The organism is Sphingomonas cremea (genome assembly GCF_021502585.1).
Lineage (GTDB): Bacteria > Pseudomonadota > Alphaproteobacteria > Sphingomonadales > Sphingomonadaceae > Sphingomicrobium > Sphingomicrobium cremea.
Genome location: NZ_JAKFGM010000003.1, coordinates 201490 through 218806 on the forward strand (window position 1 = coordinate 201490; position 17317 = coordinate 218806).

A 17317-nucleotide genomic window follows, 5' to 3' on the forward strand; every position below is an offset into this window, starting at 1 on the left:
CGGGCGGGAACCGAGTCCGAAAAAGGGACGTTTAAGGTTCTGGATAGTGACCTTTTGCCCCCCCGCTCTCGCTATCCGACGAAATGGGCCCGGAATCGCCAACCCTCCCCCCCCCCGGTGGCGCTTTCGGGCCCACATTTTTGTCTGCGGCAGACGCGCGCCGGGCGGCGCGCCAATGGGTCAGGCGGATCGCCAAAATCGCAAACTCGTAGAGCGCATAGAGCGGAACGAGCAGCAGCAGCATGGATACGACATCGGGCGGCGTCAGCACCGCCGAAACTGCGGCGGCCACTACGATCGCATAGCGTCGTGATTTGGCGAGCTGTTGCCGGGTCACGATCCCAGCCCGCTCCAGCACCATCAGCAACACCGGCGTCAGGAATGCCACGCCAAACCCGAACAGGAAGCGCGTGACGAAATTCAGGTAATTGCCGATGGCCGGCAGCGCCTCCTGCGTAACGCCGCCGACATTGCCCTCGAATCCCAGCAGGAATTTCAACGCCCAGGGCATTGCAACGAAATAGGCAAAGCTGGCGCCGCCCACGAAAAAGAAGGGCGTCATCAACAGGAATGGCAGGAAGGCCTTTTTTTCCTTGGCATAAAGACCGGGCGCGACGAACCGCCAGATCTGTGTCGCCAGCACCGGGAAGCTGATCATCAGCGCCGCGAAAAAGGCGACCTTTACCTCGACAAAAAAGGCTTCGAAAATGTCGGTGTAGATGAGCTTGCCCTGCCCGGCGGCGAGCAGCGGCTGCACCAGCACCGCGAAGATCGGCTTGGCGAAGTAGAGGCAAACGAAGAAGCCGGCGAAGAGCGTCACCACGCACCACAGCAGCCGACGGCGAAGCTCTACCAGATGGTCGAGCAGCGGCGCCTTGGTCTCATCGATGTCACTGATCATGGCAGCGGCCGCTCGTCCGGCGGCGTCGGATCGTCGTCCGGCGCGGCAGGTGCTTCAAGCGGCAGGCTCGGCTGGTCGTCGGACGGGGGCAACGAGGTCATCACCGGCGTTGGCTCCGGGTAATCGCCGTCCGCCGGATATTGGGCGAGGATCCGCACATTCTCCTCGCGCCACTTTTTCTCCATCTCCTCGAGCTCGGCTTCGCGGATGACATTTTCGATGCCGGCGGTGAAATGGCGTGCATAGCCACGGACCTGACCGATCCAGCGACCGATCATCATCATTACGCGCGGCAGTTCCTTGGGCCCGATGAACAAAAGGGCGACTACTGCCACGACGAGCAGTTCGGAGGTGTCGACGCCGAACATCGGCGGTTAGCGCGAAATCAGGAGCGCGTCTGGTCGTCGGACGACGGCGACGGCGCGGTCGGCTCGGCGGGACGCGGCGTGATGTCGATCGGCTGCTGCGGCTGCGATTGCTGCGGCGGAAGCTGGCGCGGCGATTCGGCCGGCTTGTCGTCGTCGGATAGCCCCTGCTTGAAGCTTTTCAGGCCCTTGGCGACATCGCCCATCATGGCTGAAAAACGGTTGCCGCCGAACAGCAGCAGGACAAGCAGTGCGAGGATCAGGATATGCCAAAGGCTGAAACCGCCCATGAGGAAACTCCGATAAGGGGACTTTAAGGACTAGTTAGCCCTCATCCGATTCATTTTCCAGTTGAAGCTGAAACACCGCCTCATCCAGCGGATCAAGCAGGCCGGCGGCCTTCAAATCGTCGATACCGGGGAGATCGCGCCGGGAAGCGAGGCCGAAGTGAGTCAGGAAGTCTGGCGTTGTCGCATAGAGCAACGGCCGGCCAGGGGCTTCTCGACGCCCGGCCGTTTTCACCCAACCCGCCTCCATCAGCACGTCGAGCGTGCCCTTCGAAATCTGGACGCCCCGGATCGCCTCGATCTCGGCGCGGCTGACCGGTTCATGATAGGCAATGATCGCCAGCGTTTCGGTAGCAGCGCGCGACAATCGGCGTGCGTCCTCGCGCGTTCTGCGGAGGATATGGGCTAGGTCGGGCGCGGTCTGGAAATGCCAGCGCCCACCTCGCTCGACCAGCTCAACGCCGTGGCCGACATAGCGCTCCGCCAGCGCCGCCAAGGCCTGCTCAACATCTCCTTCGCCGACGTAGGCAGCGATATCATCGATGCTAAGCGGCGCATCCGACGCGAATAATGCGGCTTCGACGGCGCGGGTCAGGTCATCCATCAGGCGGCGTTCCGCACCAGCAATTCAGCGAAAGGCTCACGCTGATCGAGTTCAAGCCGTCCCTGCCGCGCCAGTTCGAGCGCGGCAACGAAGCTGCTCGCTAGCGCAGAGCGGCGATACTGGGGATCGGCAGTCACCGGCAGAAACGCTTCCAGCGTGGTCCAATCGAGCGCCTGCCCGAGCAGCGCCGAAACGCGCTGGATTGCGTCTTCCAGGGTCATTACCGAACGGTGGGCGACGACATGCATCGCCGGCTGGGTGCGAGCCTTTACCCGGCCATAGGCGGCATAAAGGTCGAAAGCGCCGATCTGCCAAGCCGACTTGCGCACCAGTTTCAGCCCTTCCGGCGCACCGCGCGAAAAGACATCGCGACCAAGCCGGTCACGCCCCATCAATCGGGCACCCGCGTCACGCATCGCATCAAGCCGTTGCAGGCGCAGCTGGAGGCGAAGCGCCAATTCCTCCGGGCTTGGATCGACGGTCGGGTCCTTGGGCAGCAGCAAGCAGCTTTTGAGATAGGCCAGCCATGCCGCCATCACGAGATAGTCGGCCGCGATTTCAAGCCGCAGCGCCTTGGCCTGTTCGAGGTAGGTCAGATATTGCTCGACCAGCGCAAGGATCGAAATCTGATGGAGATCGACCTTTTGCGCCCGCGCCAGGTTCAAGAGCAGGTCGAGCGGTCCCTCCCAGCCGTCCAGGCTGAGATTCAGCGCCTCATCGTCACGCACCGGCGCAATGAAAAGCTCCTCATCCCCCATCAGGCGAACCTATGCCGGATTTCAGACCAGCGCCAGCAGCGCATCGCGCTTGGCCACCGCCTCGGCGAAGTCCATTTCGTCGTCCGGCGTGAAGCGCATCGCCATTGCCCTGGCCAACCGGGCCGAGCCCTCCGGCGACAATTCACCGACCGCATCGGCGACCAGCAGCATATTCTCCATCTTGCCATCGCAATGCAGCGCCACGTCGCAGCCGGCCGCGACACAGGCAGCGGCGCGCTGGCCGTGGTTGCCCGACAGCGCCTCCATGCCGATATCGTCGCTCATCAGGAATCCGTCGAACCCGATTCTCTGGCGAATGATCTCATTGATGACGAACGGCGACTGGGAGGCGGGATGCTCCGCGTCCCAGGCCGTATAGATAATGTGGCTGGTCATCCCCATCGCCGCGTCGCGCAAGCGCTCGAATGGCTCCAGGTCGACCGCCAGCTCATCCTCGCTGGCTGTCACGATCGGGAGCTCAAGGTGGCTGTCGACAAGCGCCCGGCCATGACCCGGGATATGCTTGATCACGCCCAGGACGCCCGCGGAGCCCAGCCCATCAAGGATGGCACGGCCCAGCGCCGCAACTTGCATCGGCTCCGATCCCAGCGCGCGGTCGCCGACGATGTCTGTCGCGCCGGGCTGCCGGACGTCGAGCATGGGCAGGCAATCGACGTTGACCCCGGCCTCATGCAGCATCAAGCCCAGCGCCCGGGCATTCACCCGCGCGGCCTCGATCGCACTGGACGGGGCAAGCTGGTACAAATTGTCGAACGCCTCGCCGGCCGGGAATGCCGGCCATTCGGGTGGCCGCATTCGCGAAACACGGCCGCCTTCCTGGTCAATCAGGATCGGTACCTCGTCGTGGCCCTCAAGGTCGCGGATCGCATTAGTCAGGCGTCGCAACTGTTCCCGCTCAACAATATTTCGCTTGAACAAAATATAGCCCGCGGGACGCGCATCGCGGAAAAAGCCCACCTCTTCCGCCAATAATTCCGGACCGGATAGTCCGTAGATCGCCGCCTGCATCAGTTGACGACCAGGCAGTTTTCGCCTGCCGCCCTAAGTGCGGCGCAGGCAGCACGGGTCTGTTCGGTCGACCCGACCGCGCGCAACCGGACAATTGATTTGCCGCCGACGGTCGCCGTGACCACCGATTTCTGCAGCGCCGCTACCTCGGGGAAGCGCCCCGACAGCAGTTTCCACGCCGTGTCGGCCTTTATCGTCGAGCCATAGGCACCAAGCTGGATCGTCGGGCCGGACGGGACGGCCGCCACAGCAGCATCGGGCGTTGGCGTCTTGGTTTCGGCTGGTGGGACTTTCTTTGGCGGCGACTGTTCGGCGGTCTCTGGCGGAAGCTGGGCCATTTCCGGCGGGAGTTTGCGCACGTCCAATGCCGCATCAGGATCCTCGCCCGCGCTTGTCGAATAAGCCGTTTCGCTATCGCCCGCGACATCGAGCCCGCCGGGGTCGGTTGGCTTGACCTTGTAGGGGCCAGGCTCCGCGCGGATTAGCTGGGGCGCACCGGTTACCGCGGGATCGCGGCGGCCGATCCAGAACATCGTCCCGGCGACGATCGCGCCGGCCAGCAGGACGAGCAAAAGTGCAACCAGCATCTTGCGCGCAGAGATGGCCCGGGGGCCGTCCTCATTCTCTACCGCCTCCAGCCAGGGCAATGACTGGTCGTCATAGCCTCGTGCGTCGCTCATGCTCGTCCCTCTCCCCGCGGCAATGCGTGCAACCATCTAAGAGTCTTGCGCCAAATATGGGAGGGGGCAATGCGTCTTATTTCGCTTGCCCTCAGGCGACGGTGCAGGCGCGGCCGATCGTTTTCAGATTGCTGCACAGCTGCTTGGCATATTGCTTCGAAGGCGTGCCAAGCTGAAGCCGGTAAAAGCGCCTCGACCGGATCGAAATCGGTTCGATGCTTTTTGGCATGGTAACGAGATGGGTATAGTCGCGAACGGCGCTCTGCCAGGCGAGTTCGGCCTGGCGCGCGGTTGAATAAACGCCCAGCTGCACCGTCTTTCCCCTGACGACCTGGGCTTTCGGGTTCACAATCGGCCGGGGCGGTTCCGCCGCTACCGGTGCTGGAAGCGAAGCAATTGCGATGGCCGCTTCAGAAGGGACGACCTCGGTTGCAGGGGCCTGTCCGGCCTGGTCCTTCACGACCGTGCGATAGGCTGCGCGCGTCGGTACAGCCTTGATGCGCCGCCGGACCGTCACCTTCGGCCGGCGCGGCGCGGCGGTTACCTTCGTTACCGGGACTGCCGCCGCCTGCCGATGCTCCTCAAGCTGTGGCAGAACGATCGGCGGCTGCATGTCCGCCGGTGCCGGAAGAACAACGCTGGCTTGCGGCGCGGGCTCGTCATCACCTGGAAACAGGGGCGCATCGCGCATCAGCAGGGTCACGATTGCGGCCAGCCCGATCGCCCCGACTGCCGCGGCAGCCCCCGGCTTGCGGTTCGATTTCCTGACGACAGGAGCTCGATAGGGTTCCAGCCAGGGCAGCCTGTTGCCGTCCCTCACCACCCCCGCATCGGCCATCAACGCATCTCCTCGGCGGCCTCCACTCCCATCAGCCCAAGGCCGTTCTTGATAATCTGCCCTATCCCGCGAGCAAGTTCCAGCCGCGCGCGAGATAATTGTGGATTATTTTCAAGGAGGAAGCGCCGTTCCGGGTCGTCGTTACCGCGATTCCAAAGCGCATGCAGCGCAGCTGCCAGGTCATAGAGGTAAAAGGCGATGCGATGGGGCTCATGAGCCATCGCCGCCGCCTCAACGGTCCGCGGATATTGGGCGGCAAGCTTCACCAGCCCCAACTCCTCCGCGTCCAGCAGCGTAAGATCTGCCTTGCTCTCCAGCGATAGCCCGACTTCTGCCGCCTTGCGCTGAAGCGAGGAAATCCGGGCATGGGCGTATTGAACATAGAAGACCGGATTGTCCTTCGACGCCTCAACCACCTTGGCGAAGTCGAAGTCGAGCGGCGTGTCGGCCCGCTTGGTCAGCATCATGAAACGCACGACGTCCTTTCCGACCTCACGCACGACATCTGCCAGCGTGACGAAATTGCCGGCCCGCTTGCTCATCTTGATCGGCTCGCCGGCGCGGAACAGGCGGACCATCTGGATCAGCTTGACGTCGAGGTCGACGCGCCCATCGGTCAGCGCATTGACCGCTGCCTGCACCCGCTTGACCGTGCCTGCATGGTCGGCCCCCCAGATGTTGACGAGGTGGTCGGCACCCTGCGCCTTCTGCAAATGATAGGCGGCGTCGGCGCCGAAATAAGTCCAGCTGCCGTCCGACTTCTTCATCGGCCGATCCTGGTCGTCGCCGAACTGGCTGGATTTGAAGAGCGTCAGCTCTACCGGTTCCCACTCGTCGTGGGGATCCAGGCTCTTTGGCCGTTCGAGCTCGCCCTCATAAACCAGCCCCTTGGCGCGGAGATTGTCCATCGCCTCCTCGACCTTGCCCGACGCCTGTAATTCGGCTTCGGAGGCGAAGATATCGTGGTGGATGTTGAGCAGGCCGAGATCGTGGCGGATGAGGTCGAGCATTGCCGCAACCGTCTTGCGCTTGAACAGGTCGAGCCATTCGCTTTCAGGGGCGTCGACATATTTGGCGCCACATTCGGCGGCGAGGATCGCCCCGACCGGCACCAGGTAATCACCCGGGTAGAGCCCTTCCGGGATCTCGCGGATCTCCTCGCCCAGCGCCTCGCGGTAACGCAGGTGAGCCGAGCGGGCGAGGGTGTCGACCTGCGACCCGGCGTCGTTGACATAATATTCCTTGGTGACGCGGAACCCCGCTGCCTCCAGCAGCCTCGCCAGCGCATCCCCGACCACCGCGCCCCGGCAATGGCCCATGTGCATCGGCCCAGTCGGATTAGCCGAGACATATTCGACATTGACGCGTTCGTTATCGCCAATGTCGGACAGGCCATAACGCTCGCCCTCGGCCAGGATCGTGGTCAGCTCGTCGCGCCAACTCTCTTCGCCCAACCGCAGGTTGATGAACCCCGGCCCTGCCACTTCGACCGCGGTAACCCCCGGCAGCCCCTCCAGCTTGGGCGCGATAAGCCCGGCCAGCGCGCGCGGATTGGTGCCAGCCGCCTTGGCCAATACCATCGCGGCGTTGGTCGCCAGATCGCCGTGCGAAGGATCGCGCGGCGGCTCTACCGCGACCGCCTTGCGATTGAGGTCGGCGGGAAGCGCACCATCCACAACCAGGTCGTCGAGAATGCCGTCAAGTAGCGCGGAATAGCGGGGGTAGAGGGACAATTTGCATCACCGAATGAAAGGATTTCGGCGCGCTCTAGCGGTTCGCGTCCGCTTCGCCAACTTTACGAAAATTGGGAGTTAGTTCCCGCCGCCGGAGGATGGCGGTGCGTAGACGATGCGCCACTCGGTCTTCTCGCCCGACTTCATTGCCACCATCTGCGGCCTTGGGCCGTGCCATCCGCCTGGCGCCCCGAATGCAATGTGAGTGTGATCGCCCTCGTCGAGCGCTTCCGCCAGCGAAAAGCCTGCTGCGCGATAGGCGGCAACGATCTGGCCGTGAGTGACCCCCGGCCGGCGAGCGATATCGATCGCACGGTTCCTGAGGTGATAGCTGTTGGCAACCCCGCCGACGCGGCGATTATGTTCCGGGGACCGATAGGTGCTGGTGACCTGGCCCCAGCGGGCGCCGATCCGGCTGACTTCCGCCATGTCGACAGCCCTGCCCGAATAGCTGGCCCATTCGCCTGCTGGCGGCGGCTCGGAGCTTCTCACCGGCCTGCCCAGTTCGCGAATTCCAAAGTCGGTCTCGGCTGCCATCGCCGCCGATCCCCACACCAGCAAAATTACCCCGCTTGCCGCTCGCAACATATGCTGCCCCCATGCTCGCGCCATCGATATAACCCAAAATTAACAACCTTTGTGAGTCATTTGAGCCGAAGCGCCTCTCACGAGCGTTCGCTTGAGCGCGGTTTGCTGGCCCCGACCGATGCCTGGCGTATGGATTTGTGCGGCGCAGATCGGCCAATCGGGGAAGCAAAGTGACTTGTCGGACGGTAGCTGCTACAAGGGCGTATCACTCGACTTTCCGACCGTAGGCATCCTGTGACTGAGGGACTCCCCGAGCCCTCGCTTACATGCAGGAACGACTTGCCATGGATATCAACACAAGCCTCAACATTATGCACGGACGCACGCGATGAGCCGCGTAGTCAATCTTAAGATGAGCGAGGCCGAAGCCCGCCATCAGTGCACCACGCGCCAGATCGGCGTTTCGGCCCTAGAAAAGCTTCCGGACGGCGGCGTTCGGCTGGTGTGCATGAGCACCGAAGGCGCGGAAACGATCCGCAAGCGTCTCAAGACAAACGTCATCAAAGGCGATGTGCGGCGCACCGCCAATGGCCGCGAACGCTCCCCGATCGAAGGCTGGCAGGGCGATTGACAACGATTGCGTGTCGAATCGATCTGACTTGCCACGCAACAACATCATAAGTCATTGAAATATCACTACGTTTGCTTTTCTGCGTAATAACGGGCATAGGGACGGCGCTACCAGTTGCACGGATTCAGGGACGGCTTGCCGTCCATCCTTCCTCCAGCCGCTTCTAGCTAAGCGGATCGATGGGCGATCCGCCCCACGGGAAGGACCCGATAATGCCACAAGGAACTGTCAAATTTTTCAATGAAATGAAGGGCTTCGGCTTCATCACGCCGGATGGCGGTGGCCAGGATGCCTTCGTTCATATCAGTGCTGTTGAAGCAGCCGGGCTTCGCAGCCTCGCCAACGATCAGCGCGTTGAATATGAATTGGCGCCTGACAAGCGCGGCCGCGAAAGCGCGACCAACATCAAGACGCTCTAAGGGCGTTCTTGCCACCGCTTCATGCGGTAATAGGTGGCCCGGCCTGTCCCATTGGGGCGGGCCGGGTCCCCCAGTTTCAGGAAATTTTGAATGTCGAACCAGTCGGATTTCTACGTCGCCCGCGCCGAGCATGAGCGCACCGCGGCCGAAAAGGCGCAGCTGGTCAACGTCCGCGAAAACCATCTGCGCGCCGCCGCCGCTTGGGACGTGCTCGCCTCGCGAGCCCTCAAGGCCGACCGCATGCGTACCGCCGAAGAAGAGCGTAAGGCGGAGATCAAGGCCGGCCTGACAACCGCCTAGAACCTATCCGGCAAGGTGACTGGCCCGATCAGCTCCTTATGCCGCGCAATGGCGAAGCGGTCGGTCATTCCGGCGATATAGTCCCCGATGCCGCGCAGCCGGGCCGTCTCCCCCTCCCCGCGTTGCCAGCCCGACGGCAGATGATCGGGATGTTCGCGGTAAAATTGAGCTAGGTCGCCCACGATGCGCTGCGCTTCGATGCGGATCGGCTTCAGCGCGTCGCTGTCGTAGAGTTTGGCGTAGAGATGGCACTTTAGCTCTCGCTCTTCCTCCTGCATTTCCACCGAGAAGCCCACCAGTGGCCGACCCGCTCCCCGCACGTCATCGATTGTCTCGACGCCGCTGTCCGAAATCCGCTGCCGCGTCTCATTCAAAACTTCGCCGACCATCGTGCCAATCCCGTCACGGACCAGCGCCTTCAATTTTCGCGTTCGCTCCAGCCCGGGATGACGCCGCTCGATATCGGCCCACAGGCGCTCAACGAACGGCAGCTCTATCAGCGCATCCAGATCGAGGATTTCTGAGCGGAGCCCGTCGTCGATATCGTGATTGTCGTAGGCGATGTCGTCAGCGATCGCCGCGACCTGCGCCTCCAGGCTCGGCCAGCTATCCAACTCCAGGTCGAAGCCCGAATTGGCCTCGGCCAGCGCCCAACTCGGCGCCGAGACCGCCCCATTATGCTTGGCCAGCCCCTCGAGCGTCTCCCAACTCAGGTTCAGCCCATCGAAGCCCGGATAGGGATTTTCGAGGCAAGTGAGGATCCTGAGCGTATGGGCATTATGGTCGAACCCGCCGGCATCGATCATGCACTGCTGGAGCGCATCCTCGCCACCATGGCCGAACGGCGGGTGGCCAAGGTCGTGGGCCAGGCACAGCGCCTCGGTCAGGTCCTCGTTCAACCCGAGCGCCCGGGCCATGGTCCGGCCGATCTGCGCGACCTCGATAGAATGGGTCAGGCGAACGCGGAAATGGTCGCCATCGGGCGCGACGAAAACCTGGGTCTTGTGGCGCAGGCGGCGAAAAGCGACCGAATGGACGATCCGGTCGCGGTCGCGCTGGAATAGGTCACGCGGCCCACGCGGACCCCGGTCTTCCTCGGCGAAGGCCCGGCCGCGCGATCGTGACGGGTGCGCGGCGAGGGCCTCGGGCAATCTCATGGGCTGGAGAGTTTCTCGATCTTGATCTTCGGTGGAGTGCGGGTCCAGCTAAAGCCGTCGACGTCTTCCTTGGCAAGCTTGTTGACGAACTCCTGGCTGTCCGACTTGCTGTCGAACGGGCCCACCAGAAGCCGGAAATAACCCTTGCCCCCAGTGACATAGCCAGACCGCGACTTGAGCAGCTTGCCCGCCTTGGCCGATAGTTTCCTATATTCCACTGCCATCCGGTCCTGATTGGACCCGCCCGCCAACTGCACCCAATAGGTCCCTTTGACGCCAAGCTTGGCGGCTTCCTCCTTGGCCTTCTTTTCGGCGGCGAGCTTTTCCTCGCGCGCCTTTTTCTCCGCCGCCTTCTTGTCAGCGGCGGCCTTCGCAGCCTTTGTCGCGTTGAGATCGGGCTTCTTCAATTCCAGCTTGGGCTTGGGCGGAGGCGGTGCCTCGGCAATGGTTGCCAGCAGCTTGTCGATGCCGGTCAGGTTGCTCTCCGCCGCGACCTCTTCGACCTCGGCCAGCGCCGGTGCCGGATCGAGCGTATCGTTCTTGATCTCGGTGATCGGCTCTTCCGTCCCGGCGAGCGGAGGTGCGGGCTCCAGCGGCGCGGGTTCGACCTGGGGGAGCGCCTGAATGGATGCCGTCGGCGCGGCGCTGTTCGCCGACGGCAGGCTAAAAGACGGTGATGCCGAGCCGCCTTTGGTGGATGGCAGGCTGAATGCCGGGGTGGCGGGTGAGGCCGGCCTTGGCGGTGGCTCGACGGAGGCGATCTTGACGGGCGATTGGACCGGAGCCGCAATCACCGGCTGCGGCACCGATTGCGCCTGCGCGACCCGCGCGGCAGCATTTTCAGGGAATATGCCAAGGTGAACCGCCGCCGCCTTTTCCGTCACGCTCAGGCTCGGCAGGTAGCGGAAAAACGGTTCGAACCGGGCGGCGTCGCCCGGCAACACCGCATTGATGGCCTGGGCGGCGCCCATCTGGTCGCCGACCAATGCCAGCACGAATGCCCGTGTGCGCTGTGCGGCGGGATCGTGCCGGTTGAGCAAGGGCTGAATGGTATCGAGCGCGCCTTTCTTGTCACGGCCGATCGCCAGGCTCAACGCCAGGCGACGGCGCGCTTCGTCTGATCCGAGCGACGAAATCGCCAGGCGATAATCCGATTGCGCACCGGCAAGATCGCCCAGCAGGTCGCGCGCCATGCCACGGTCGACGGCCATGGTCATCGGTGGCGCGCCAAGCCGGGTCGCCTGGTTGAAATAGAAGATCGCCCCATCGGCATCGCCCATGTGTGCCATTGCGGCGCCCAGTCCGATCTTGGCCGCCGGTGCATTGGGATTGACCTCCTCAGCACGGCCAAAAAAACCGGACGCTGCCTGGACGTCGCCCAATTCAAGCGCGGCTTGCCCTGCCCCAATCAGGGCATTGAAGTCGCGCGGACTGCTCGCAAGCACACGGATATAGCGCGACAACGCCGTGCCCGGCGTTTCCGCAGCAATCTGTTGTGCCGCGGCCGGTACAGCCGGCAACATAATCCCCAAGCCCAGCACCGCGGCCAAGGGCGCGCGTATCGATCCCAGATTCAGCATGGTCCTCCCATGCATGACCGAAGCTTGCTCAAAGCTTTCTGGAAAGAGGCGCGCGACGGGACGTGGCGGCCCGGCGACGAGCCGGGCGCGCCTTGATCCAGGTTACTGATTATTCTGTCGATTAAGGAAGCGCGGGATGTCCAGCGGTTCGCGGCGGAAGCTGGGCATCGGTTCTTCATCGACCTTCGCTTGCTGCGCGCCACGGGCAATGTTCGACATGCGCTCGAACAAGGTGCCGCTTTCGCGCGCCGCCTTCTCCTCAGCGGTCGCGGTCGTCGCAGCCAAATCATCCTCGTCGGCCGGAGGGGCGATCGGTGTGCCTAATACCGGATCGGCAAGGATATCTTCGCTGTCGAGCAGAAGCTCGTCGGTCGCTTCGTCATCGGCCGTCAAATCCAGCGGCTCGTCGGTCGTTTCGGCCTTGGGAGCAGGCGCCTGAGCGGGTGTAGTCGCGGCACGCGTAGCGGTCGGGAAGGTAAAGACCTTGCCCTGCGTCGGCTGCATCGCGGCCTCAGCCTCGATACCGGTCGCCACAACCGACACGCGGATCTTGCCGCCCAGGTCATTGTTGAACGCCGATCCCCAGATGATGTTGGCGTCGGGGTCGACCAGTTCCTTGATGTGGCTGGCGGCCTCGTCGACCTCCATCAGGCGCATGTCCTCGCCGCCGGTGATCGAAATGATGACGCCCTTGGCGCCCTTCATGCTGACCCCGTCGAGCAGCGGGTTGGAGATCGCCTTTTCGGCGGCCTCGATCGCGCGGTTGTCGCCCGACGCCTCTCCGGTGCCCATCATCGCTTTGCCCATTTCCCCCATCACCGAACGGACGTCGGCGAAATCGAGGTTGATGAGGCCCGGCATGACCATCAGGTCGGTGATTCCGCGAACGCCCTGCTGAAGCACCTCGTCAGCCATTTCGAACGCTTCCTTGAAGGTCGTTTCCGAAGTGGCGAGGCGGAACAGGTTCTGGTTGGGGATGACGATCAGCGTATCGACATGCTTTTGCAGCTCTTCAATGCCCGAATCCGCGGCGCGGGTACGGCGCGTGCCTTCGAAGGCGAACGGTTTGGTGACCACGCCGACGGTGAGAATGCCTTTGTCGCGCGCAGCCTTTGCGATGACCGGGGCGGCACCCGTGCCGGTCCCGCCGCCCATGCCGGCGGCGATGAAGCACATGTGGGCGCCTTCCAGCGCGCGCTCGATCTCGTCCAGAGTCTCTTCGGCGGCGGCGCGGCCGATCTCAGGACGTGAGCCGGCGCCCAAGCCCTGAGTGATCTTAAGTCCAAGCTGGATTCGCGCATCGGCGGCCGATGCGTTCAGCGCCTGCGCATCGGTGTTGGCAACCAGGAATTCGACGCCCATGACGTCGGAGCGGATCATGTTGGCGATGGCGTTGCCGCCGGCGCCGCCGACCCCGATGACACTGATCCTCGGTCGAAGTTCGTCGACTTCCGGCCGGATGAAATCAATGCTCATGGACCAAACCCCTCCCTGCGCCGCTAGCGCGTTGAACCATCAGTGAGAATCAATGAATCATCCCGAGTCTCACGACAAGCGGAAAAGTTAACGACAAACGAAAAAAACCGTGGATTGTGCCCCTACAGACTCACCATGATTCAATATGGGACAGGCAAGAAAAACTCGGGTTGGCGTTAACGTTAATATTAGTCGGGAATTACTTGGCGGATGCAAGGTACTCCGACCGCCCACCAGATTGCGCCAATTGCCGCGATTGCGGCAGTCAGGATGAATGCGCTGTCATAACCCGAGCGATGGACGACAATGCCGGTAACGATCGGCCCTATGATGCCGGACAAATTGCCGACTGCGTTCTGCACTCCGACCCAGGTCCCGGACGCACGCGGGCCGGCAAACATTTGGGCAACCGCATAAAGATTGAGCGAGAGCGCCGCGCTCGCTGCGCCGGCAAGACATAATAGGACGCCGATGCCGATCGCGCTGTCCACATATGCGAGCCCAAGGATTGCCGCTGCGGCGAGCGACTGGCTCGCAACCATCATCCAGCGGCGACATGCAGCCTCGGAGCGGCCCGAGCGTGTCCACCAGTCGGAGAATTGGCCGTAACTGAGTGCGCAAACGGCCTGGACCGCATAACCGAGCGTCGCCAGGAATGTCATTTCAACTATCGTGAACCCCCGCACCTTGGTGAGATACAAAGGCAGCCAGGCGAGAAGAAAATAGAAGCAATAATTGCCCAAGGCATGGACGATTGACATCGACCATAGCGGCCATTGAGTCATCAGCGACCCGACAGAGACCTGCGCCCCCGCATCGCGATGGCCAGTCAACGGCAGTTTCCGAATGGCCGCCTGCCACGGCGCCAGCCAAAGCAAGGTCGCGATCCCGAAGGCGAAGAAAATTGCGCGCCAGCCCCATTGGCCGAGAATCAGGCCGCCTGCGAGCGTTCCGATTGCCGGGCCGATTGCGATCCCTGCGGCCACCGCTGCATTCGCCATACCCCGCCGCTCCGGCGGAACGTGACGAGCTATGATCTTGGAGCTGCCGGGAAAGGAGATGCTTTCGCCCACTCCGAGCATGATGCGGAGCACGAGAAGCGCCGCGAACCCACCCGCAAATCCCATTAGGAAGGTGCTTCCGGCCCACAGCAGAATGCCTGCGGCCATCAACTTGTAGACTGAAAAGCGATCGCACAGCCAACCGGCAAAGAATTGCACAGGGGCGTAAATCCAGAAGAATGCCGAGAAGGCGACGCCGTAAGCTTCTTCCGAAAGCCCGAGTTCGCCCTTCATCAACGGCGCGGCAATTCCGATCGCTCCACGGTCGACATAATTGAGGAATACGGCGGCGCCCAAAAGGATAACCAGCGCACGAGCCACATTATCCGTTCTCGCGATCGTCGCCATGGCCACCCTCCCCCGCCCCGAATGCCAATTCTTATTGCGCGACCGAAATGCTATGGCGAGTCATGGCTTTGAGAAATTTATGGCTCGCAGCGCTGATGCTGACGTCCGCCCCGGCGATTGCGGGCCCCACCGAAAATGCCGAAATCGGCAAGCGGGTGTTCCTTGAGAAGATGGGGCAGGGCCGCTTCGATCGGCTCGACGAAATTTATGGTCCGGGCTTCGTCGCGCACGGCGCCGACCGCGATTACACGCTCGACGAAGATAATGCGTCCGGACGAGAATGGCGCAGGGCCGTTCCCGATCTCAAAGTCGACGTTGTGCGTACCGTGGCCGAGGGCGATTTTGTCGCGGTACACTGGCGCGCGAGCGGGACGAACAGCGTGGCTGCTGCCGGCCTGCCTGGACTTGGCGGCAAGGCGGCAATCGACGGAATGACCTTCTTCCGCTTTGAAAATGGCCGGATCGTCGAGGAATGGTCGGTGATGGATCTGGCCACGATGATGCGCCAGCTCGCCCCCAAGCCAGCTCCTAAAAACTAAAAGCCGCCCCGCATCGCCGCAACCAGGCGGCCGAACATGCCGGTCGCCGGCTTCTTCTCCTTGCCGGAGCCCATCGCCAGGTCACGCAGGTCGCCGCTGCCACTGGACGCAAGCATGGCGAGCCCGACCAGCGTCGAGAATCCCGGCCCGCTGTGCGCCTCGGGAAGGCCGGTAATGGTCTTGGGGCGGCCGACGCGGACCGCACGGCCCAGCACGCCCTGCATATAATCGGCGATATTCTTGAGCTCCGCCCCGCCGCCGGTCAGGACTACCTGCCGACCGACAGGGCCGCTGAAACCAAGGGCCTTCAGCGCCTTTTCGATCTCGTTGGTAATTTCTTCGGTGCGCTGTCGGATGACTGTGATCAGCTGGGCGTGTGTAATCCGGAGCGGCTCGCCGCCGTCGTCGCCGCCGATCGGCGTTGCTTCGACCATCTCATGATTGTCGCGCGGACTGGTCATCGCCGATCCAAAGCGGCACTTCATCCGCTCAGCCTCCCGCCGCTGCACGCCGAAGGCGCAGGCGATGTCGTCGGTAATGTCCTTCGCGCCCAACGGGATCGAGCGCAGCCCGACCAGCATCCCCCCGGCGTGCAAGGACACATTCGTAACTTCCGCCCCCATTTCGACCAGGGCGACGCCGAGTTCTCGCTCTTCCGCTGTGAGGCAGGCAAGCGCCGCTGCCACTGGGGATGCGACGATCGCCCGTACCCCGAGGTGGGCCGAACGGATCACATAATCGATATTCCTGAGCGGCGCCGGATCGGCCGCAACGACATGGATGTCGACCCCAAGCCGATCGGCGTGAAGGCCGATCGGATGATGAACACCTTCTACCCCATCGATCGTATATAGCGCCGGATGGGCGTGCAGAACGACCTGTCCATTGCGGTCGATTGCGCCTTTGCCCGCCGAGAGAAGTTCATCGATATCCGACTGCTCGACCTGGTGCCCGCCAAGTTCGACTTCGACATTGGCGATATCACTGACCAGCCCGCCCGCGGCGAAGCTCGCCCACACATCGTCGATGGTGACTCCCGAGATGCGCTCCGCGATCTCGACCGCTTCGCGCACCGCGACTTCGCTGGCTTCCATGTCGGTGACATAGCCGCGCTTGACCCCGCGGCTTTCGCGCTGGCCAGTACCGAGCACGCGAAGTCGCCCGTCGGCGTCGCGGGTGACGATCAGCGCGGTGACCTTGGACGAGCCAATGTCGAGTGCGGCAATCAGCGGTTGGTCGGAATCGGAGGACATTATGCTGGTGTTTAACTCTCGGAAACGGGTTCGGGAACGATCGGCTCGCCGGGTTCACGGGGCAGGCGGACGGTCATCTTGCCAGGAATTCGAAGATCGAAGCGCAAGATCCCTCGCCCAAGCAGGCCCGCGGACTTGTCCATCTTGGCGAATTTAACCAGGGCGGCACTTGCTTGCGCCTCGCCCTCGGGAAGCGCAACCGTCTCGCCCGATTGGAAGCTCAAGTCCCAGCGCCGCTGGCCCACCCAGGTTGCCGATACAAGCTGCGCCTTTAATGCCGGCGCCTTGTCCAGCAGCCGGCCAAGCTGAATTGTCTGAGCGTTCGCGCCCTTCCCTATTAGCAACGGCAGGTCAGGCATCTGACTGACCTGCACGCGATCGAGGACCGCGCCCTCGGCATCGATCAGGGTCAGTCGATCGTCATCCTGCCACAGCGCAGTGGGCGTACGCTCAACGATATCGATCACCAGCGTGTCGGGAAAACGGCGCGAAACCCGCGCGTCCTTGACCCATCCGAACTTGAGTAGCCGATTGCGAATATCGCTGACGTCCAGCAGCGGCATCGCGGTCGTCTTCTGGTCGAGCGCGATGTCATACACTGGCCGAGGATCCATCCGGCGGATGCCCTGGATATCCACGCTCTTTACCCGGAATCCAGCGTCGCCGACCGCCTCTCCCGCGGCCAGAGCCAGTTTGCTGGGAACGTCCAGAGCAACCAGCGCAACGCCGGCGATCGCGACGATGAACAGCCCGAATGCCCAGGCGGCCAAGCGATTGGCTTCAGCTTCCTTGACTGGCAATCTTGAAGCAATTTTCTTGCCCACCGAACC

General features: G+C 62.9%; 20 protein-coding genes. 4 read left to right on the top strand and 16 right to left on the bottom strand.

What is annotated here, in order from left to right; translation table 11 throughout:
• Positions 1 to 31: 31 nt before the first annotated feature.
• The 10 genes from tatC to LVY65_RS11275 form a co-directional block, all read right to left on the bottom strand.
• Positions 32 to 901 (bottom strand): twin-arginine translocase subunit TatC, encoded by an 870-nt coding sequence (tatC, locus tag LVY65_RS11230; protein WP_235068333.1) that lies wholly within the window; start codon positions 899 to 901, stop codon positions 32 to 34.
• A complete protein-coding gene (gene tatB / locus LVY65_RS11235; RefSeq protein ID WP_235068334.1) occupies positions 898 to 1269 on the bottom strand; it encodes a Sec-independent protein translocase protein TatB in 372 nt (123 codons plus the stop codon). The genes tatC and tatB overlap by 4 nt, the downstream gene beginning before the upstream one ends.
• 17 nt (positions 1270 to 1286) lie before the next feature.
• Positions 1287 to 1556, bottom strand: a complete 270-nt coding sequence (locus LVY65_RS11240) for a twin-arginine translocase TatA/TatE family subunit (RefSeq protein ID WP_235068336.1) — start codon at positions 1554 to 1556, stop codon at positions 1287 to 1289.
• Between the two features lie 34 nt (positions 1557 to 1590).
• Positions 1591 to 2157 (bottom strand): SMC-Scp complex subunit ScpB, encoded by a 567-nt coding sequence (scpB, locus tag LVY65_RS11245; RefSeq protein WP_235068337.1) that lies wholly within the window; start codon positions 2155 to 2157, stop codon positions 1591 to 1593.
• Positions 2157 to 2915 carry a segregation and condensation protein A gene (locus tag LVY65_RS11250; protein WP_235068338.1) on the bottom strand — a complete coding sequence of 253 codons (759 nt, stop codon included), beginning with the start codon at positions 2913 to 2915 and terminating at the stop codon, positions 2157 to 2159. The genes scpB and LVY65_RS11250 overlap by 1 nt, the downstream gene beginning before the upstream one ends.
• 21 nt (positions 2916 to 2936) lie before the next feature.
• Positions 2937 to 3944 carry a beta-N-acetylhexosaminidase gene (gene nagZ / locus LVY65_RS11255; protein ID WP_235068339.1) on the bottom strand — a complete coding sequence of 336 codons (1008 nt, stop codon included), beginning with the start codon at positions 3942 to 3944 and terminating at the stop codon, positions 2937 to 2939.
• Positions 3944 to 4624 (bottom strand): SPOR domain-containing protein, encoded by a 681-nt coding sequence (locus tag LVY65_RS11260; protein ID WP_235068340.1) that lies wholly within the window; start codon positions 4622 to 4624, stop codon positions 3944 to 3946. Before LVY65_RS11260 ends, nagZ begins: the two co-directional genes overlap by 1 nt.
• Before the next feature lie 91 nt (positions 4625 to 4715).
• Positions 4716 to 5462, bottom strand: a complete 747-nt coding sequence (locus LVY65_RS11265) for an SPOR domain-containing protein (RefSeq protein WP_235068341.1) — start codon at positions 5460 to 5462, stop codon at positions 4716 to 4718.
• Positions 5462 to 7195 carry an arginine--tRNA ligase gene (gene argS / locus LVY65_RS11270; RefSeq protein WP_235068343.1) on the bottom strand — a complete coding sequence of 578 codons (1734 nt, stop codon included), beginning with the start codon at positions 7193 to 7195 and terminating at the stop codon, positions 5462 to 5464. Before argS ends, LVY65_RS11265 begins: the two co-directional genes overlap by 1 nt.
• 78 nt (positions 7196 to 7273) lie before the next feature.
• Positions 7274 to 7807, bottom strand: a complete 534-nt coding sequence (locus tag LVY65_RS11275) for a D-Ala-D-Ala carboxypeptidase family metallohydrolase (protein WP_235068344.1) — start codon at positions 7805 to 7807, stop codon at positions 7274 to 7276.
• Between the two features lie 304 nt (positions 7808 to 8111).
• On the opposite strand from LVY65_RS11275, the gene LVY65_RS11280 reads away from it, so the two are divergent.
• The 3 genes from LVY65_RS11280 (at position 8112) to LVY65_RS11290 (ending at position 9073) form a co-directional block, all read left to right on the top strand.
• Positions 8112 to 8354 carry a hypothetical protein gene (locus LVY65_RS11280; RefSeq protein ID WP_235068346.1) on the top strand — a complete coding sequence of 81 codons (243 nt, stop codon included), beginning with the start codon at positions 8112 to 8114 and terminating at the stop codon, positions 8352 to 8354.
• Between the two features lie 212 nt (positions 8355 to 8566).
• Positions 8567 to 8773: a cold-shock protein gene (locus tag LVY65_RS11285; RefSeq protein WP_235068347.1), complete on the top strand. Its 207-nt coding sequence runs from the start codon at positions 8567 to 8569 to the stop codon at positions 8771 to 8773.
• 90 nt (positions 8774 to 8863) lie between these two features.
• The gene (locus tag LVY65_RS11290; protein ID WP_235068348.1) at positions 8864 to 9073 is read left to right on the top strand and encodes a hypothetical protein; all 210 of its coding nucleotides are present in this window, start codon (positions 8864 to 8866) and stop codon (positions 9071 to 9073) included.
• On the opposite strand, the gene LVY65_RS11295 is transcribed toward LVY65_RS11290, so the two are convergent.
• The 4 genes from LVY65_RS11295 to LVY65_RS11310 all read right to left on the bottom strand — a co-directional run bounded on the left by LVY65_RS11295 (position 9070) and on the right by LVY65_RS11310 (position 14695).
• Positions 9070 to 10230, bottom strand: a complete 1161-nt coding sequence (locus LVY65_RS11295) for a deoxyguanosinetriphosphate triphosphohydrolase (RefSeq protein WP_235068349.1) — start codon at positions 10228 to 10230, stop codon at positions 9070 to 9072. The two genes, LVY65_RS11290 and LVY65_RS11295, sit on opposite strands and share 4 nt — an antisense overlap.
• Positions 10227 to 11810, bottom strand: coding sequence for an SPOR domain-containing protein (locus LVY65_RS11300; RefSeq protein WP_235068350.1), 1584 nt, complete (start codon positions 11808 to 11810; stop codon positions 10227 to 10229). The genes LVY65_RS11295 and LVY65_RS11300 overlap by 4 nt, the downstream gene beginning before the upstream one ends.
• 102 nt (positions 11811 to 11912) lie before the next feature.
• A complete protein-coding gene (ftsZ, locus tag LVY65_RS11305; protein WP_235068351.1) occupies positions 11913 to 13286 on the bottom strand; it encodes a cell division protein FtsZ in 1374 nt (457 codons plus the stop codon).
• A 188-nt stretch (positions 13287 to 13474) separates the two neighbouring features.
• Positions 13475 to 14695, bottom strand: a complete 1221-nt coding sequence (locus tag LVY65_RS11310) for an MFS transporter (protein ID WP_235068353.1) — start codon at positions 14693 to 14695, stop codon at positions 13475 to 13477.
• Between the two features lie 95 nt (positions 14696 to 14790).
• On the opposite strand from LVY65_RS11310, the gene LVY65_RS11315 reads away from it, so the two are divergent.
• Positions 14791 to 15234, top strand: a complete 444-nt coding sequence (locus LVY65_RS11315; protein WP_235068354.1) for an ester cyclase — start codon at positions 14791 to 14793, stop codon at positions 15232 to 15234.
• On the opposite strand, the gene ftsA is transcribed toward LVY65_RS11315, so the two are convergent.
• On the bottom strand, positions 15231 to 16487 hold the full coding sequence (gene ftsA, locus LVY65_RS11320; protein ID WP_235068355.1) for a cell division protein FtsA: 1257 nt from the start codon (positions 16485 to 16487) through the stop codon (positions 15231 to 15233). The genes LVY65_RS11315 and ftsA overlap by 4 nt on opposite strands.
• Before the next feature lie 11 nt (positions 16488 to 16498).
• Positions 16499 to 17287 (bottom strand): cell division protein FtsQ/DivIB, encoded by a 789-nt coding sequence (locus LVY65_RS11325; RefSeq protein ID WP_235068356.1) that lies wholly within the window; start codon positions 17285 to 17287, stop codon positions 16499 to 16501.
• Positions 17288 to 17317: the final 30 nt, after the last annotated feature.

Bases quoted from the DNA above. Each gene is read 5' to 3' on its own strand.
- tatC (WP_235068333.1), bottom strand. From the start codon at position 901: ATGATCAGTGACATCGATGAGACCAAGGCGCCGCTGCTCGACCATCTG.
- tatB (WP_235068334.1), bottom strand. From the start codon at position 1,269: ATGTTCGGCGTCGACACCTCCGAACTGCTCGTCGTGGCAGTAGTCGCC.
- LVY65_RS11240 (WP_235068336.1), bottom strand. From the start codon at position 1,556: ATGGGCGGTTTCAGCCTTTGGCATATCCTGATCCTCGCACTGCTTGTC.
- scpB (WP_235068337.1), bottom strand. From the start codon at position 2,157: ATGGATGACCTGACCCGCGCCGTCGAAGCCGCATTATTCGCGTCGGAT.
- LVY65_RS11250 (WP_235068338.1), bottom strand. From the start codon at position 2,915: ATGGGGGATGAGGAGCTTTTCATTGCGCCGGTGCGTGACGATGAGGCG.
- nagZ (WP_235068339.1), bottom strand. From the start codon at position 3,944: ATGCAGGCGGCGATCTACGGACTATCCGGTCCGGAATTATTGGCGGAA.
- LVY65_RS11260 (WP_235068340.1), bottom strand. From the start codon at position 4,624: ATGAGCGACGCACGAGGCTATGACGACCAGTCATTGCCCTGGCTGGAG.
- LVY65_RS11265 (WP_235068341.1), bottom strand. From the start codon at position 5,462: ATGGCCGATGCGGGGGTGGTGAGGGACGGCAACAGGCTGCCCTGGCTG.
- LVY65_RS11275 (WP_235068344.1), bottom strand. From the start codon at position 7,807: ATGGCGCGAGCATGGGGGCAGCATATGTTGCGAGCGGCAAGCGGGGTA.
- LVY65_RS11280 (WP_235068346.1), top strand. From the start codon at position 8,112: ATGAGCCGCGTAGTCAATCTTAAGATGAGCGAGGCCGAAGCCCGCCAT.
- LVY65_RS11285 (WP_235068347.1), top strand. From the start codon at position 8,567: ATGCCACAAGGAACTGTCAAATTTTTCAATGAAATGAAGGGCTTCGGC.
- LVY65_RS11290 (WP_235068348.1), top strand. From the start codon at position 8,864: ATGTCGAACCAGTCGGATTTCTACGTCGCCCGCGCCGAGCATGAGCGC.
- LVY65_RS11295 (WP_235068349.1), bottom strand. From the start codon at position 10,230: ATGAGATTGCCCGAGGCCCTCGCCGCGCACCCGTCACGATCGCGCGGC.
- LVY65_RS11300 (WP_235068350.1), bottom strand. From the start codon at position 11,810: ATGCTGAATCTGGGATCGATACGCGCGCCCTTGGCCGCGGTGCTGGGC.
- ftsZ (WP_235068351.1), bottom strand. From the start codon at position 13,286: ATGAGCATTGATTTCATCCGGCCGGAAGTCGACGAACTTCGACCGAGG.
- LVY65_RS11310 (WP_235068353.1), bottom strand. From the start codon at position 14,695: ATGGCGACGATCGCGAGAACGGATAATGTGGCTCGTGCGCTGGTTATC.
- LVY65_RS11315 (WP_235068354.1), top strand. From the start codon at position 14,791: ATGCTGACGTCCGCCCCGGCGATTGCGGGCCCCACCGAAAATGCCGAA.
- ftsA (WP_235068355.1), bottom strand. From the start codon at position 16,487: ATGTCCTCCGATTCCGACCAACCGCTGATTGCCGCACTCGACATTGGC.